Genomic DNA, 15297 nt, shown 5'->3' with positions numbered 1-15297 from the left:
TCTCCATCCTAGGATCCGCTCTGCCCGCGACTCAGGGGGCGATGCCGGCAGCCGCGGGCTTGAACCCCGCGCGCACGTTCTCGCAGCACCCGGGACGGCAGACGTCGAACGCGCCGGGCAGATCGGTGACGTGCGGACGCTCCGCGTTCGGGCGACCCTGCAGGCGCTCCTCGATGAGGTCGACGATGCCCTCGACGAAAGCCTCGCGGACACCGGGCGTCGGCGTGCGGACGAAGGCGAGGCCCGCCTCCTCCGCGGCCTCGGCGGCCTCGGTGTCGAGATCCCAGAGGACCTCCATGTGATCGCTCATGAAGCCGACGGGGACCACGATGACCGCCTTGCGACCGCGCGCCGGGAGCTCCGCGATCACGTCGCAGACGTCGGGCTCCAGCCAGGGCTGCGACGCGGGGCCGGAACGCGACTGGTAGACCAGCTCCCAGGGCACGTCGGCGGCTCCCGGGACGGCGGCCCGCACCTGCTCCATCGTCCATTCCGACACGGCGAGGTGCTGGGCGGCGTAGGCCCCGCCCTCGCCCCAGTCGATGTCGCGGGCGCCGGAGCGCTCGGCGTCGGCGGTCGGGATGCTGTGCGTGGAGAAGAGGACCTGGATCTCGGTCGGCGCGAACCCCTGGTCGAGGTAGCCCTGCACCGACTCCCGCACGCCCGCCTCGAAGGCCTCGACGAAGCCGGGGTGGTCGTAGAAGGGACGGATCTTGTCGATGGTGACCGTCTCGCCGAGGCCGGTGTCGGTGAGCACGCGGGCGAAGTCCTCGCGGTACTGGCGGCAACTGGAGAACGAACTGTAGGCGCTCGTTGCGAAGGCGAGGAGGGTGGTGTGGCCGTTGGCCGACGCCTCGGGGAGCACGTTCTCGAGGTACGGACCCCAGTTGCGGTTGCCCCAGTACACCGGGAGGTCGATCCCCCGGGCCACGAGCGCCTTCTCCAGCGCCTCCTTGAGCACGCGGTTCTGGCCGTTGATCGGGCTCACGCCGCCGAAGTGACGGTAGTGGTGCGCGACCTCCTCCAGCCGCTCGTCCGGGATGCCCCGACCACGCGTCACGTTCCGGAGGAAGGGGATCACGTCCTCCTGGCCCTCCGGGCCGCCGAAGCTCGCCAAGAGGATGGCGTCGTAGGCGACGGGCGTGGTCACATAGGGGTCGCCGCCGGCAGCGGCGGGCGAGGCAAAGGGAACGACATTCGGCTCGATCGCGGTCACCCCTCCATCTTCCCATCTCCGCGGACGACGAGCGTCCGCACGACCGTGACTATCCCCGGTTCGTGAGGATCGACGGCGCGCGCGTCGCTCTGGCGTAGGCTGTCATGGTTGCCGTCGGCGCCAACTGCGCCGACCCCCGGTTACATCCCCTCACCCCTGGGAGTACAGCTTTGCCTGGAGAGAACCTCACCCGAATCGAAGCGCAGGAGCGCCGCGACGTCGTCGACACGCACTCCTATGAGGTCGCCCTCGATCTGACCAAGGGCGCCGAGGTCTTCGGCTCCCGGAGCGTCGTGCGCTTCTCCGCGTCCCCCGACAGCTTCACCTTCATCGACCTCATCGCCCGCGACGTGCGCGAGATCTCGCTCAACGGAGAGCAGCTCGACCCGCGCGAGGTCTTCGCCGACTCCCGGATCGCACTCGCCGGGCTGCAGGAGGAGAACGTCCTCGTCGTCGACGCCGACTGCCTGTACACCAACACCGGCGAGGGCCTGCACCGCTTCGTCGACCCGGTGGACGGCGAGGTGTACCTCTACTCGCAGTTCGAGGTGCCCGACTCCCGTCGCGTGTTCGCCGTCTTCGAGCAGCCCGACCTCAAGGCCACCTTCCAGTTCACGGTGACCGCCCCCGCGGAGTGGAAGGTCGTCTCCAACTCCCCCACCCCGGAGCCCATCGTCCACGACGACGGGGTCTCGGCCACCTGGGGCTTCGAGCCCACGCCCCGGATCTCCTCCTACATCACGGCCCTCGTCGCCGGACCGTACGAGGCCACCTTCTCGGAGCTCACCAGCGCCTCGGGCCGCGTGATCCCGCTCGGCGTCTACGGACGCAAGAGCCTCTGGCAGCACCTGGACGCCGACTACATCTTCGACAAGACCCGTGAGGGCTTCGCCTACTTCGAGTCGAAGTTCGGCGTGCCGTACCCGTTCGCCAAGTACGACCAGCTCTTCGTGCCCGAGTTCAACGCCGGCGCGATGGAGAACGCGGGAGCGGTGACGTTCACCGAGACGTATGTCTTCCGCAGCAAGGTGACCGACGCCGTCAAGGAGCGTCGCGTCGTGACGATCCTGCACGAGCTCGCCCACATGTGGTTCGGCGATCTCGTCACCATGAAGTGGTGGAACGACCTCTGGCTCAACGAGTCGTTCGCGGAGTGGGCGTCCACCATCGCAACGGCCGAGGCGACCGAGTGGACCGAGGCCTGGACCACCTTCAACGCGATGGAGAAGACCTGGGCCTACCGCCAGGACCAGCTCCCCTCCACGCACCCGATCGTCGCCGAGATCAACGACCTCGAGGACGTGCAGGTCAACTTCGACGGCATCACCTACGCCAAGGGCGGCTCGGTCCTCAAGCAGCTCGCCGCGTGGGTCGGCGTCGAGGCGTTCTTCGCCGGTGTCTCGCAGTACTTCCAGAAGCACTCCTGGGGCAACACCGAGCTCAGCGACCTCCTGACGGAGCTGGAGGCCACGAGCGGCCGCGATCTCGGCACCTGGTCGAAGAAGTGGCTGGAGACGGCCGGTGTGAACACCCTCGAGCCCGTCGTGGCCGAGGACGACAACGGCAGGATCTCGCGCTTCGCCATCACCCAGACGGCTCCGGCCGACTACCCGACCATCCGTCCGCACCGTCTCGGCATCGGCTTCTACTCGCTGCAGGACGGCGCGCTCACGCGCACCCATCACATCGAGGTCGACGTGGACGGCGACCGCACCGAGGTCCCCGAGCTCCAGGGCCTCGACCGTCCCGACCTCATCCTCCTCAACGACGACGACCTCGCGTACGCGAAGATCCGTCTCGACGAGAAGTCGCTCGCGACCGCGATCGCCCATCTCGCCGACATCCACGATCCCCTCGCCCGCTCGCTCGTCTGGGGAGCCGCCTGGGACGAGACCCGCGACGCGGAGACGGCGGCGTCCGACTACATCGACCTCGTTCTCGGCAACATCGGCCGGGAGACCGAGTCCACCACGGTCCGCACCACCCTCGCGCAGCTGCGCACGGCCGCGACGCTCTACGTCGCCCCGGCGGAGCGCGAAGCCGCACGGCTGAAGGTGGCGGATGGCCTCTGGGCACTCGCCGAGTCGGCGGAGGCCGGCAGCGACAGCCAGCTCCAGTTCGTCACCGCCTTCGCGAACAACCTGGTGACTCCGGAGCACGCCGGCATCGTCGGGCGTCTGCGCTCGGGTGAGGAGACGCTCCCCGGGCTCGACGTGGACGCCGACCTGAGCTGGCAGCTGCTCGTCGGCCTCGCGACGATCGGTGCGACCGACGCCGGGGCCATCGACGCCGCGCTCGCCGCCGACAACACCGCGAAGGGTGCGGAGTTCGCCGCGCAGGCGCGCGCCGCTCTTCCGGACGCGGCCGCGAAGCAGGAGGCCTGGGATGCGCTGATCGCGCGCGACGACGCCCCGAACACGATTGTCCGCTCGGCGGCGCTCGGCTTCGTCCACCCGGCGGGTGCGGAGGTGCTGGGCGCCTTCGTGCCGCAGTACTTCGACATGCTCCTGCCGGTGTGGGAGTCGCGGACCTACCAGATCGCGCAGTACCTGATCGTCGGGCTCTTTCCCACCGCTCTCGCCGACGTCGCGCTGCGCGACGCGACGCGGGGCTGGCTCTCCGAGCACCAGGACGCGCCGCCCGCTCTGCGCCGTCTCGTGCTGGAGAACCTCGCGGACGTGGAGCGCGCCCTCGCCGCGCAGTCCCGCGACGCCGAGGACTGACCCTCCACCGCCGACACCGACACGGGCCTCTGCCGCCGCTCTTCCAGCCGGCGCAGAGGCCCTCTCGGTACCATCGAGACGATGCTGATTTCCGCTGAGACGACCCCCACGCCGACGCCGACCGAGCTCCCCCCATGGGTGGAGGACATGCTCACGCTGCTGACCACGGTCGGCGGCAAGCTCCTGCAGATCGCCCTGATCATCGGCGCCTGCGTCCTCATCGCGCTCGTACTGCGCCGGGTGATCAGGCGGGTCGTGCACCGCATCGTCGACACCGCCAAGAACAAGGCCGCCGTCGACGACACCCAGGCACTCGAACGCTCCCCGCTGGCCGACATGCGACTGGTCCAGCGCACACGCACACTCGGCACCATCCTGCAGAACATCGTCAACGTGATGCTCGTGATCATCGCGATCATCCTCATCGTCAACGCGATCGACAATGCTCTCCTCGGATCGCTCACCCTTCTCACGGCGGCGGTCGGTGCCGGCCTCGGTTTCGGTGCCCAGAACATCGTCAAAGACGTGCTGAACGGCATCTTCCTCGTCGCCGAGGACCAGATCGGCATCGGCGACGTCGTCGACCTCGGGCTGGCGAGCGGCGTCGTCGAGTACGTCAGTGTGCGCGTGACCCAGGTGCGGGACGTGAACGGGACCCTCTGGTACGTGCGCAACGGAGAGGTCACCCGGATCGGGAACATGTCGCAGGGCTGGGCGCGCGCGATCGTCGACATCGGTGTGGCGCCGGATTCCGACCTCGAACAGGTCGAGCACATCCTGCTGGAGACGGCGCAGGGCCTAGCGAAAGACCCGAAGTGGCGCACCCGCATCGTGGAGAAGCCGGAGCTGTGGGGCCTGGAGTCGGTGGACGGCGACGCCCTCGTGGTGCGCGCCGTCATCAAGACCAGGGCGAACGCGCGCGACGACGTGGCGCAGGAGCTCCGACGCCGTCTCCGAGCCGCTCTGCTGGAGAAGGAGATCGACGTGCCACGTCTCGCGGACGTCGTGCCCACCGGATTGGAGGGTGCGCGCCGCGTCCGGGGCGCCAACCCGCCAAAGACGCGCCCCAACGCCGTCACCGGGGTGCCCGTCATCCCGGATCGCGGCATCTGGCGGCGCAAGAAGAACACCGGCGGCGACGGGAGTGCAGACAAGTGACGTTCTACGACGAGGTCGGTGGGCGCGAGACGTTCGCGAAGATCGTCTCGGTGTTCTATCGCGAGGTGGCCCTCGACCCCGTGCTCAAGCCGATGTATCCGGAGGAGGACCTCGGTCCGGCCGAGGAGCGCCTGCTCCTGTTCCTCGAGCAGTACTGGGGCGGCCCGAGCACCTACGGCGAGACCCGCGGCCATCCCCGCCTGCGGATGCGTCACATGCCCTTCCGTGTCGACCCCGACGCCCGCGATCGTTGGCTTCGTCATATGCGCACGGCCGTGGACGAGGCGCAGTTGTCCCCGTTGCACGAAACCACTCTCTGGGACTACCTGGAGCGCGCCGCCTATGCCATGGTGAACACATTCGAGCCGTCCGGCATCGGCACGGCACCCCAGGGGCGCACGACCCTGGAGACCCGCTCCCGTCAGGAATCAACGGAGACCCCATGACGACCACACCCCCGACCGCAGACGTCCTGGTGATCGGTTGGGGGTTGGCCGGTCTCGTCGCCGCCGCCGAAGCCCTCGAGGCCGGGCGTCGGGTCGTCATCGTGGACCAGGAACCGCGGACGAACCTGGGCGGGCAGGCGTGGTGGTCCTTCGGCGGGCTGTTCCTCGTGGATTCTCCGGAACAGCGCCGCCTCGGCATCACCGACTCGCTCGAGCTCGCGACCCAGGACTGGTTCGGCACCGCCGGATTCGACCGCCCCGAGGACGAGTGGCCCCGGCGCTGGGCAGAGGCCTATCTGCAGTTCGCGGCCGGTGAGAAGCGCTCGTGGCTCCGCGCCCGCGGCGTCGGCTTCTTCCCGGTGGTCGGCTGGGCCGAGCGGGGCGGCTACGGCGCCCTCGGTCCGGGGAACTCGGTCCCTCGCTTCCACATCACCTGGGGCACCGGGCCGGGGATCGTCGCCTCGTTCGCGGCCGCCGTCGAGCAGGGAGAGCGCGAGGGACGGCTCACCGTCCTCGCCCGACACCGCGTCGAGGAACTCGTCCTCACCGGCGGGCGCGTGACCGGTGCCCGCGGGAGCGTGCTGGCGTCGGACGGTGCCGCCCGGGGCGTCCCCTCGTCCCGAGACGTGATCGGCGCGTTCGAGATCGACGCGACGGCGACGATCGTGGCCTCCGGTGGCATCGGCGGAAACCATGACCTCGTCCGCGCGGCCTGGCCCTCGCGCCTCGGCACTCCCCCGGCGCACATGCTCTCCGGCGTGCCCGCCTATGTCGACGGCTCGATGCAGAGCGTGAGCGCCGCCGCCGGCGCCCGCCTCATCAACGGCGACCGGATGTGGCACTACGTGGAAGGCATCACCAACTGGGACCCGGTGTGGCCGCAGCACGGCATCCGCATCCTGCCCGGGCCTTCGTCGCTGTGGCTCGACGCGACCGGACACCGGCTCCCCGTTCCGCTCTTCCCCGGCTTCGACACCCTCGGCACGCTCGAGCACCTGCGGCGGACGGGCCACGACCACTCCTGGTTCGTGACCTCGCGGCAGATCGTGGAGAAGGAGTTCGCGCTGTCCGGCAGCGAGCAGAACCCGGATCTCACCGGCAAGGACGTGGCCCTGCTCCTCAAGTCCCGCCTCGCGAAAGGGCCGACCGGACCCGTGCAGTCGTTCCTCGACGAGGGCGAGGACTTCATCGTCGAGAACGACCTGGAGTCCTTGCTGGAGCAGATGGCGGCCCACCCCGGGGGCGAGCTCCTGGACATCGAGGCCGTGCGCCGCGAGGTGGTCGCCCGGGACCGGGAGATGGCCAACGACTTCAGCAAGGACCCGCAGATCGGCATGCTGCGCTCGATGCGGGCCTATCGCGGGGACAAGCTCATCCGCACCGCGGCCCCGCATCGGCTCCAGGACCCCGCCGCCGGGCCGCTGATCGCGGTCAAGCTGCACGTGCTCACCAGGAAGTCCCTCGGGGGGATCAACACGGATCTCGACGGTCGCGCCCTGGATGGAAGCGGCGCGCCGATTCCGGGTCTCTTCGCCGCGGGCGAGGCCAGCGGCTTCGGCGGCGGTGGCGCGCACGGCTACCGAGCCCTGGAGGGCACGTTCCTCGGCGGGTGCCTGTTCTCCGGCCGTCAGGCCGGACGCGCAGCGGCTGCCCTCGGCTGATCCGGAGCTGCCCGCCGGTCCCGTGGTCCCGTCAGGCGCGGGTGCCGGTGGCTCGCACGCCGGTCAGCCCGGAGGCCACGGGACCGCGGGCGAGCACGTGGCCGCGGCGGAACGCGAGCCGCGTCCAACGACCGGAACGCGTCACGGGCACGTCCTCTTCGCCGGAGATGAAGCCGAGCGCGTCGGCCGCGAAAGCGACGCCGCGCGGCAGGCCGCCGAGGTCGTCGTCCGGCTCGCCCCAGATCGCCGCGCGGAGCGCACGCACCGCCTCTTCGCCGGATCCCGGTCCCGCGCCGTGCGCGACCGCGGAGATGCCCCACTGCGCGCGCTGCGCGATGACGGAGGCGGGAAGGGTCGACTCCAGCGCCCACCCCTGTCGTGGGGGCGCGACACCGGCCCACGCGGGCGAGAGAGCGGTCTCCGGCAGAGCGAGGCGCTGCGGGTCGTCCGTCGACCTCAGGGCGTCGATCACGAGGTCGCACTCGAGTTCCGGGTCGGCACGGACGATGCGCATGGCAAGGATCGTCGGCGTCTGATCGAAGAGCCCCTGAGGCGCGAGGACCGCCGTGGTGAGCGCCAGGACGCCCTGATGAGCCTGGAGACGCACACCCTCGTCGGACACCCGGGCGCGCGCCGTGAACGTGAGGACATCCTTCGCCGTGTCCGGATCGGCGAGCAGGAGCTGAGGGGTCACGCGTTCTAAACTACCAACGAGCGGCGACCCCGGGCCGCGGAGGGGAACACATGAGCGCCGACGAGCACGCCATCCAGACCGTGGAGCGTCTTCTCGACGTCCTCGACCTCGACGCCACCCAGGCGCGGACCACCGAGGACATCTTCACGGGCTCGTCGCACCCGATGCCGAGCGGCCGCATCTACGGCGGACAGGTGCTCGCGCAGACCCTCGTGGCCGCGGAGCGCACGCTTCCGGAGGACCGCGCCGTCCACTCGATGCACGGCTACTTCCTCCGTCCCGGCGATGCGAGCCAGGGGATCACCATCGCCGTCGACCGGATCCACGACGGACGTTCGTTCTCCACCCGCCGCACCCAGGCGTACCAGAACGGCGTGCCGATCTTCTCGATGATCGCCTCGTTCCAGGATGCCGACCCCGGGGTGGAGCACGCCGAGCCCATGCCCGCCGGTGTGCCCGTCCCGGAAGACCTCGCCCCCGATGAGGACCGTGTGCCCGGACTCGCCGGAGGCGCGCGACGCATGCTGAGCGAGCGTGCGGCCGACATCCGCCACGTCGACTCCCCCCTCTATCTGCCGAACGATGACGAACGGGTCCCCCGGCAGGCGGTGTGGATGCGACTGCGCGCCCCGCTCCCCGACGACCAGCGGCTGCATCGTGCCGCGCTGGCCTACCTCAGCGACATGACGATCCAGGAGTCGATCCTGCGCGCTCACGGGGTCTCCTGGTCACTTCCCGGCCTGAAGGTCGCGAGCCTGGACCACGCGATGTGGTGGCACCGTCCGGCGCGCGTGGACGAGTGGCTCCTCTATGTGCAGGAGTCGCCGAGCGCCCGCGGCGGTCGCGGCCTGGCCACGGGGCGCGTCTACACCCGAGAGGGCACGCTCGTGGCGAGCGTCGCTCAGGAGATCATGATCCGGGTTCCCGAGGATCGCTGACGCTGCGCTCAGCGGTGAGCGTACTCGATGGAGGGACCGACGTACGGCTCCCACGCCTCGCGCATCTCCGCTGTCAGGCGTGTCGGCCGTCCCGTGCCCGCGTCGACGAGCACGATGATGGCCGTGGATCGCGCGTAGAGCTCACGCGGCTCGGCGGCCGGGTCGTTGTGCACCTCGTAGCAGACCTCGACGCTGGACCCGCCGAGCTTCCCGAACCACATCTGCACCTCGAGCGGGCGCCGCTGGTACGGAACCGGAGCGAGGTACTCGATCTCCTGCCGCGCGATGAGCGTCAGGATCCCCTCCTCGATCCCGGAGTCGAGGACGGCGGTGGACGGCGCCTCCTCGCCGGGTCCCGCACGCCAGAACGCGCGGACGCGCGCCTCCTCGAGCAGCTTGAGCATCGAGGTGTTGTTGACGTGGTTGAACGCATCCAGATCGCCCCAACGGAGGTGGATCGGGATGTGCAGGCGGGAACCCGGCGAGTCGGTGCTCATGGCCGCCTCAGTCGCGGGTGAGCTTGCGGTGCGTCGACCGGTGGGGCTTCGCCGCATCCGGGCCGAGACGCTCGATCTTGTTCTGCTCGTAGGCCTCGAAGTTGCCCTCGAACCAGTACCACTGGTCGGGCTTCTCGTCCGTGCCCTCGTAGGCGAGGATGTGCGTCGCGATCCGGTCGAGGAACCACCGGTCGTGGGTGATGACCACCGCACAGCCGGGGAACTCGAGCAGCGCGTTCTCCAGGGAGCTCAGCGTCTCGACGTCGAGGTCGTTGGTCGGCTCGTCGAGGAGGAGCAGGTTGCCACCCTCCTTGAGGGTGAGCGCGAGGTTCAGACGGTTGCGCTCACCACCGGAGAGCACGCCGGCCTTCTTCTGCTGGTCCGGGCCCTTGAACCCGAACTTCGAGACGTAGGCACGGGACGGGATCTCGGTCTTGCCGACCGTGATGAAGTCCAGGCCGTCGGAGACGACCTCCCACAGGGTCTTGTTCGGGTCGATCGACGACCGCGACTGGTCGACGTAGCTGATCTTGACGGTCTCGCCGATCTTGAGGTCGCCGCCGTCCAGCGGCTCCAGCCCGACGATGGTCTTGAACAGGGTCGTCTTTCCGACGCCGTTCGGGCCGATGACGCCGACGATGCCGTTCGGCGGAAGGCTGAAGCTCAGGCCGTCGATGAGCGAGCGGCCGTCGAAGCCCTTCTTGAGGTTCTTGGCCTCGATGACGACGTTGCCGAGTCGAGGACCGGCGGGGATCTGGATCTCCTCGAAGTCCAGCTTCCTGGTGCGCTCCGCCTCGGCCGCCATCTCCTCGTACCGTGCCAGACGCGCCTTCGACTTCGTCTGACGGCCCTTCGCGCTGGAGCGGACCCAGTCGAGCTCGTCCTTCAGGCGCTTGGCGAGCTTGGCATCCTTCTTGCCCTGGATGTCGAGGCGCTCCGCCTTCTTCTCCAAGTACGTCGAGTAGTTGCCCTCGTAGCCGATGAGGCGTCCGCGGTCGACCTCGGCGATCCACTCGGCCACGTGGTCGAGGAAGTACCGGTCGTGGGTGATGGCGATCACGGCGCCCTTGTACGACTGGAGGTGCTGCTCGAGCCAGAGCACGCTCTCCGCGTCGAGGTGGTTGGTGGGCTCGTCGAGGAGCAGCAGGTCGGGCTTCTGCAGCAGCAGCTTGGCCAGCGCCACACGGCGCTTCTCACCACCGGAGAGCGGAGCGATGGCCGCGTCGCCGGGCGGGGTGCGGAGGGCGTCCATCGCCTGCTCGAGCTGGGAATCGAGGTCCCAGCCGTCCGCCGCGTCGATCTCCTCCTGCAGCGTCCCCATCTCCGCGAGGAGCGCGTCGAAGTCGGCGTCCGGATCGGCCATCAGCGCGGAGATCTCGTTGAACCGGTCGACCTTGGCCTTGATGGCGATGCCGTCCTGGATGTTCTCGAGGACCGTCTTCGACTCGTCGAGCTCCGGCTCCTGCATGAGGATGCCGACGGAGTACCCCGGCGAGAGCTTGGCCTCACCGTTGGACGGGGTGTCGAGCCCGGCCATGATCTTGAGGATCGTCGACTTTCCGGCGCCGTTGGGGCCGACCATGCCGATCTTCGCGCCCGGCAGGAACGCCATCGTGACGTCGTCCAGGATGAGCTTCTCACCCACCGCCTTGCGGGCACGAACCATGGAGTAGATGTACTCAGCCACCGAAAACCGCTCCTTCTGTTGGCGTCGAAGATCGACACTCCAGCCTACCGGCCGCGAGTGGGCTTATCTGTGTACGCGAGTCACCAGTCGATCGGCCGCGTCGCGCCCACCAGGCACCGCCCGCCGGCCAGCTGGGGCATGACCGTGGTCACGACGGCACCGGTGGAGGGACCGACCTGTCCGATCAGGCACTCCTCCTCGCCCCAGCGGACCGAGAACTGGATGCTCTCCGCCGGGTTCCCGACCGTGGACTGGTCCGGCGTGAGCTGCATGGCGTCCCGATCGAATCCCGCCGCGACGAGACCGTCGACGTACGCGCACCCCTCCCCGCGTTGCTCCGTCCCCCAGACCTGCTCCGCCACCGCCGTGAAGACGGGGAGGTTGTCCTCGGCGCTCCCGTCCGGCACCAGAGCAGGAGCGGCGGACGGCGTCGGATCAGCGGTGGCTGCCGCCGTGGGAGTCGGCGTCGCCGAGGGCTCCGGCGCGCATCCGGCGAGGACGGCGGCCGAGACACCGGCGACGAGCACGAGCGCCGCAGCGCGGGACGGGAGGACCGATCGGAGCACGAGCAGAGTCTAGGCCGCCTCGGTCTCTGCAGGCTGATCCCACGCGTCGTGCGCCTCGTCACCCACCGTCGAGAGATCAGCGCTCTCCCCCGCCTCCCCGGATGACGGCCGGGGGCTCGGCCGATACGCCGTGGTCCCCCACCGCAGATCGTGTCCGATGGTGTCCGCGTCGATGTCGACGCTCGTCCCCTGCTTGCCGTTGCTCTCCCACGGGCGCACCCGGAGTCGCCCGGAGACGATGACGCTGTCGCCCACTCGCAGCGATGCCCGCGCGTGCTCCGCCAGCCGTCGGAAGGCGGCGATCGAGAACCAGTTGGTCCCCGCATCCACCCAGGTCCCGCTCGCCGGGTCGAAGCGCCGGTGCGTGCTCGCCAGCCGGAAGTTCGTGACGGGCACTCCGGCGCTCGTCCGCCCGGGGGTGGGGTCCGTCGCGACTCTGCCCACGATGGTCACGGTGTCGATCATGTGTTCGTCCTCTCGGTGCCGGCTCGGCGGCCGGATGACCTCCAGCGTGCACCGAGCCGACGGGTGCGCGAGGGCGCGATCGCGCGTTCTGTGGAAGGTCGACAGCGGAGAGGGTCCGTGCAGAAGAGGCCCGGTCACCGCCGGATATCGACACCCGGACGAATGTCGGTGGCCGGTCGTATGTTCGAACCATGGAAGGAGAGACCATGACCGCCACCACCACCTCGACCCCCGCTCCCGGAGTCCCGCTTGCAGCCCCGCCGCTCGCGTCCCGTCGAGAGCACCTCGTCCGTGCCGCCGATCACCTGTGGCGTGTCCAGGACAGCCGCGAGCATGTCCTCGGTCACCTCCGCGCGGTGGCCGATCCCCTCGGCGTCCGCTACCGCGCGGAGCGGCTTCATCTGGCGACGGGCGGGTTCCGGCTGATCGGCGAGTTCTGGCGCGCAGACGACGCGGTCGACGCGCTGCGGCACTGCTGAGAGCCGTCGATGTGACGGGCGATCAGTGGCGCCCCCGGCAGGATTCGAACCTGCGACCAAGAGATTAGAAGGCTCCTGCTCTATCCCCTGAGCTACGGAGGCGGACGTCTCTACCGTACCGCGCCCCGCGGGTCGATGTCGGGGCCGTCGATAGGATGGCGACATGGTGACTGCTTCGGAGAACGACCGCCTCGTCTGGATCGACTGCGAGATGACGGGGCTCGATCTCGCCGTCGACGAGCTCGTCGAGATCGCGGTGGTGGTCACCGACTTCGAGCTCCGTCCGCTCGACCCCGGATTCCAGGTCGTCATCCGTCCGAGCGCGGACGCGCTCGCGAACATGAACGACTTCGTCACCGCCATGCACGAGACCTCGGGGCTCATCGACGAGATCCCGCACGGGGTCACCCTCGAGGAGGCGGAGGAGCAGACGCTGGCGTACATCCGCCGCTTCGTCCCCCTCGAGCGCCGCGCGCCTCTCGCCGGCAACACGATCGGCACCGACCGGATGTTCCTCGCGAAGTACATGCCTCAGGTCGACCAGTGGCTCCACTACCGGAACGTCGATGTCTCCAGCATCAAGGAGCTCTCCCGCCGCTGGTACCCCCGCGTGTTCTTCCAGGCTCCGGCGAAGGACGGCGGCCACCGCGCGTTGGCCGACATCCTGGAGTCGATCCGCGAGCTCCGCTACTACCGGGAGGCCGTCTTCGTGGACGAGCCGGGCCCCTCCAGCGACGACGCCAAGGAGATCGCCGCGCGCACGGTGTCAGAGTTCGCTCCGAACATGTAATAGACTCGTGGGGTTGCCTGTTTCGACGGGCGCATGGTGGGTATAGCTCAGTTGGTAGAGCGCCTGGTTGTGGTCCAGGAGGTCGCGGGTTCAAGCCCCGTTACTCACCCCAGCTCGAAGAGGCTCGGACCGGTTCGGTCCGAGCCTCTTCGCCTGTCACACGGGCCCTAGACTGTCCTGGTGTCACTGGCGGTCTGGTTCTCTCTTCTCACCGCATCCGTGGTGATCAGCTTCACGCCGGGGGCCGGCGCGATCAACACGATGTCCAACTCCCTGACGCAGGGCTGGAAGCGCTCGATCTGGGGAATCATCGGCCAGCAGATCGCGCTCATCGTGCATGTCGTGATCGTGGCTGCCGGCGTCGGGCTTCTCGTCTCGCGCTCGGACGTCCTGTTCAACCTCATCCGATACGCCGGCGCCGCCTACCTGGTGTACCTCGGCATCCGTTTGATCCTGACCCGCCCCGCTCCGGCGCTCGATGACGCGCCGGATCCCGTGGATGCTCGGGAGAGCCACTGGTCGATGATGCGCCGAGGCTTCTGGGTCAACCTGCTGAATCCCAAGGCGATCGTCTTCTTCCTCGCGTTCATCCCGCAGTTCATCCGGCTGGACCAGCCTCCGCTCCCCCAGTACCTGGCCCTCGTCGCGACCGTCGTGGTCGTCGACGTGCTCGTCATGTGGGGATTCTTCGCCACGGCCGCACGCCCCTTCCGCCGCCTCACCCGCTCTCCGCACGGCCAGCGGATCCTCAACACCGTGTTCGGAAGCCTCTTCATCGGCGTCGCGGCGCTGCTCGTCCTCCTGCACTGAGGAACCCGTCGCCGTCCCCGTAGGCTGGAGGGGATGGACATGGACGCCGCGGCCTTCGAGGCCCTCGTGATCGACGAACTCGACCAGCTGCCCGACGAGATGGTCGAGCAGCTCGAGAACGTCGTCTTCGTGGTGGAGGATCGTCCCGAGGACGGCAGCCTCGATCTGCTCGGCCTGTACGACGGCCTCGCGTTGCCGGAGCGCACGCAGTACGGGATGGGTGAGCTGCCCGATCGCATCATCGTCTACCGGGAACCGCATCTCGCGCAGTGTGAGGACATCGACGAACTCCGCGACGAGATCCACACCACCCTCGTCCACGAGATCGCGCACTTCCATGGCATCGACGACGCCCACCTGCACGAGCTCGGATGGGCCTGACCGTGTCGACTGCTCTTCCCGAGATCGATGAAGCCACCGATCTCTCCGCTGCGCCCCTGGAGCCCTGGGAGGTCGTCGTGTGGAACGATCCGGTGAATCTGATGAGCTACGTCGTCCGTGTCTTCCGCACCTACTTCGGCTACACCCGCGAGCATGCCACCCGCCTCATGCTCGCCGTCCACCACGACGGACACGCGATCGTCGCCACCGGACCCCGCGAGACCATGGAGGTGCACGCACAGGCGATGCACGACTACGGGCTCTGGGCCACCGTCAGGAAGGCCGCATGAACACCCCACCGATCACCGTCTCGGTCGCCACGATCGAGGGCATGCACCTGGCCCGGCTCGTCGATGACTTCATGGACCTGCTCCGGGATTCCGAAGGCGACGACCCGGGCGTGGCCCGGTTGACGCCGAACGCCTATCCGGACGACGACGACGCCGCGGCGGCGTTCGCCTCGGCAACCCGCGCGGACCTCCTGGACCGACGGCTGCACGATGCGCGGGTCATGCGCACGGCGCTGCAGGTGTTCGACCCCGACGCCGAGGTGACCGATGAGGGCGCCCGCGTTCCCCGCGACGTCCTCGTACGGCGCGAGGACGTGGACGCGTGGCTCCGCACCCTCACCGCCATCCGGCTCGTCATCGCCACGCGGCTCGGCATCACCGACGACGAACCCGACGTCGGCGGTGACGGCCAGGCCGTCTACGACTGGCTGGGATACCGTCTCGAGCTGCTCATCGAAGCCGTGGACGAGAGCGACGCCGACGCCCTCCGCTGAGC

Annotated in this window: 17 protein-coding genes and 2 tRNA genes; 12 read left to right on the top strand and 7 right to left on the bottom strand. The window is 69.2% G+C overall.

The window, feature by feature from the left end:
- Nucleotides 1-31 precede the first annotated feature (31 nt).
- Nucleotides 32-1216 carry a ferrochelatase gene (locus AC2W7E_RS01255; RefSeq protein ID WP_485988390.1) on the bottom strand — a complete coding sequence of 395 codons (1185 nt, stop codon included), beginning with the start codon at nt 1214-1216 and terminating at the stop codon, nt 32-34.
- A 170-nt stretch (nt 1217-1386) separates the two neighbouring features.
- Here AC2W7E_RS01255 and pepN point away from each other — a divergent pair, with 170 nt between their 5' ends.
- From pepN to AC2W7E_RS01235, 4 genes are all read left to right on the top strand, one after another.
- Entirely contained in the window at nt 1387-3939 is a 2553-nt protein-coding gene (pepN, locus tag AC2W7E_RS01250) for an aminopeptidase N (RefSeq protein WP_485988389.1), read from the top strand.
- Nucleotides 3940-4020: 81 nt separating this feature from the next.
- Nucleotides 4021-5097, top strand: coding sequence for a mechanosensitive ion channel family protein (locus AC2W7E_RS01245; protein WP_025103397.1), 1077 nt, complete (start codon nt 4021-4023; stop codon nt 5095-5097).
- Nucleotides 5094-5543: a globin gene (locus tag AC2W7E_RS01240; RefSeq protein WP_025103396.1), complete on the top strand. Its 450-nt coding sequence runs from the start codon at nt 5094-5096 to the stop codon at nt 5541-5543. The genes AC2W7E_RS01245 and AC2W7E_RS01240 overlap by 4 nt, the downstream gene beginning before the upstream one ends.
- Nucleotides 5540-7204: an FAD-binding dehydrogenase gene (locus AC2W7E_RS01235; protein ID WP_485988388.1), complete on the top strand. Its 1665-nt coding sequence runs from the start codon at nt 5540-5542 to the stop codon at nt 7202-7204. Before AC2W7E_RS01240 ends, AC2W7E_RS01235 begins: the two co-directional genes overlap by 4 nt.
- Before the next feature lie 31 nt (nt 7205-7235).
- Here the strand turns inward: AC2W7E_RS01235 and AC2W7E_RS01230 are convergent, their stop codons facing one another.
- Nucleotides 7236-7898, bottom strand: coding sequence for a DUF8185 domain-containing protein (locus tag AC2W7E_RS01230; RefSeq protein WP_485988387.1), 663 nt, complete (start codon nt 7896-7898; stop codon nt 7236-7238).
- Between the two features lie 50 nt (nt 7899-7948).
- Between AC2W7E_RS01230 and AC2W7E_RS01225 the strand changes: the two genes are divergently transcribed.
- Nucleotides 7949-8836: an acyl-CoA thioesterase gene (locus AC2W7E_RS01225; RefSeq protein WP_025103393.1), complete on the top strand. Its 888-nt coding sequence runs from the start codon at nt 7949-7951 to the stop codon at nt 8834-8836.
- Nucleotides 8837-8844: 8 nt separating this feature from the next.
- On the opposite strand, the gene AC2W7E_RS01220 is transcribed toward AC2W7E_RS01225, so the two are convergent.
- From AC2W7E_RS01220 to AC2W7E_RS01205, 4 genes are all read right to left on the bottom strand, one after another.
- Entirely contained in the window at nt 8845-9333 is a 489-nt protein-coding gene (locus AC2W7E_RS01220; RefSeq protein WP_025103392.1) for an acyl-CoA thioesterase, read from the bottom strand.
- Between the two features lie 7 nt (nt 9334-9340).
- A complete protein-coding gene (ettA, locus tag AC2W7E_RS01215) occupies nt 9341-11020 on the bottom strand; it encodes an energy-dependent translational throttle protein EttA (protein ID WP_025103391.1) in 1680 nt (559 codons plus the stop codon).
- Nucleotides 11021-11100: 80 nt separating this feature from the next.
- Nucleotides 11101-11586, bottom strand: coding sequence for a DUF6993 domain-containing protein (locus AC2W7E_RS01210; RefSeq protein WP_485988386.1), 486 nt, complete (start codon nt 11584-11586; stop codon nt 11101-11103).
- Between the two features lie 9 nt (nt 11587-11595).
- Nucleotides 11596-12051 carry a single-stranded DNA-binding protein gene (locus AC2W7E_RS01205; RefSeq protein WP_485988385.1) on the bottom strand — a complete coding sequence of 152 codons (456 nt, stop codon included), beginning with the start codon at nt 12049-12051 and terminating at the stop codon, nt 11596-11598.
- Nucleotides 12052-12257: 206 nt separating this feature from the next.
- On the opposite strand from AC2W7E_RS01205, the gene AC2W7E_RS01200 reads away from it, so the two are divergent.
- The gene (locus tag AC2W7E_RS01200) at nt 12258-12530 is read left to right on the top strand and encodes a hypothetical protein (RefSeq protein ID WP_025103388.1); all 273 of its coding nucleotides are present in this window, start codon (nt 12258-12260) and stop codon (nt 12528-12530) included.
- Nucleotides 12531-12556: 26 nt separating this feature from the next.
- Here the strand turns inward: AC2W7E_RS01200 and AC2W7E_RS01195 are convergent.
- Nucleotides 12557-12632 (bottom strand) — tRNA-Arg (locus AC2W7E_RS01195).
- A gap of 61 nt (nt 12633-12693) precedes the next feature.
- Between AC2W7E_RS01195 and orn the strand changes: the two genes are divergently transcribed.
- From orn to AC2W7E_RS01165, 6 genes are all read left to right on the top strand, one after another.
- Complete coding sequence (gene orn / locus AC2W7E_RS01190) at nt 12694-13320, top strand: oligoribonuclease (protein WP_025103387.1); 627 nt, start codon at nt 12694-12696, stop codon at nt 13318-13320.
- A gap of 36 nt (nt 13321-13356) precedes the next feature.
- Nucleotides 13357-13432 (top strand) — tRNA-His (locus AC2W7E_RS01185).
- A 68-nt stretch (nt 13433-13500) separates the two neighbouring features.
- Nucleotides 13501-14130, top strand: coding sequence for a LysE family transporter (locus tag AC2W7E_RS01180; RefSeq protein WP_085607447.1), 630 nt, complete (start codon nt 13501-13503; stop codon nt 14128-14130).
- A gap of 33 nt (nt 14131-14163) precedes the next feature.
- Nucleotides 14164-14511 carry a metallopeptidase family protein gene (locus AC2W7E_RS01175; RefSeq protein ID WP_025103385.1) on the top strand — a complete coding sequence of 116 codons (348 nt, stop codon included), beginning with the start codon at nt 14164-14166 and terminating at the stop codon, nt 14509-14511.
- Complete coding sequence (gene clpS / locus AC2W7E_RS01170; protein ID WP_025103384.1) at nt 14502-14801, top strand: ATP-dependent Clp protease adapter ClpS; 300 nt, start codon at nt 14502-14504, stop codon at nt 14799-14801. The genes AC2W7E_RS01175 and clpS overlap by 10 nt, the downstream gene beginning before the upstream one ends.
- Nucleotides 14798-15295, top strand: coding sequence for a DUF2017 family protein (locus AC2W7E_RS01165; RefSeq protein ID WP_249521914.1), 498 nt, complete (start codon nt 14798-14800; stop codon nt 15293-15295). The genes clpS and AC2W7E_RS01165 overlap by 4 nt, the downstream gene beginning before the upstream one ends.
- Nucleotides 15296-15297: the final 2 nt, after the last annotated feature.

The sequence above is a fragment of the Microbacterium sp. CFSPD4_SD4 genome, assembly GCF_057364585.1.
This window is presented reverse-complemented; position numbering and strand designations above follow the sequence as displayed.

Bases quoted from the DNA above. Each gene is read 5' to 3' on its own strand.
- AC2W7E_RS01165 (WP_249521914.1), top strand. From the start codon at position 14,798: ATGAACACCCCACCGATCACCGTCTCGGTCGCCACGATCGAGGGCATG.
- AC2W7E_RS01220 (WP_025103392.1), bottom strand. From the start codon at position 9,333: ATGAGCACCGACTCGCCGGGTTCCCGCCTGCACATCCCGATCCACCTC.
- AC2W7E_RS01175 (WP_025103385.1), top strand. From the start codon at position 14,164: ATGGACATGGACGCCGCGGCCTTCGAGGCCCTCGTGATCGACGAACTC.
- AC2W7E_RS01235 (WP_485988388.1), top strand. From the start codon at position 5,540: ATGACGACCACACCCCCGACCGCAGACGTCCTGGTGATCGGTTGGGGG.
- AC2W7E_RS01245 (WP_025103397.1), top strand. From the start codon at position 4,021: ATGCTGATTTCCGCTGAGACGACCCCCACGCCGACGCCGACCGAGCTC.
- AC2W7E_RS01200 (WP_025103388.1), top strand. From the start codon at position 12,258: ATGACCGCCACCACCACCTCGACCCCCGCTCCCGGAGTCCCGCTTGCA.
- orn (WP_025103387.1), top strand. From the start codon at position 12,694: ATGGTGACTGCTTCGGAGAACGACCGCCTCGTCTGGATCGACTGCGAG.
- AC2W7E_RS01205 (WP_485988385.1), bottom strand. From the start codon at position 12,051: ATGATCGACACCGTGACCATCGTGGGCAGAGTCGCGACGGACCCCACC.
- AC2W7E_RS01225 (WP_025103393.1), top strand. From the start codon at position 7,949: ATGAGCGCCGACGAGCACGCCATCCAGACCGTGGAGCGTCTTCTCGAC.
- clpS (WP_025103384.1), top strand. From the start codon at position 14,502: ATGGGCCTGACCGTGTCGACTGCTCTTCCCGAGATCGATGAAGCCACC.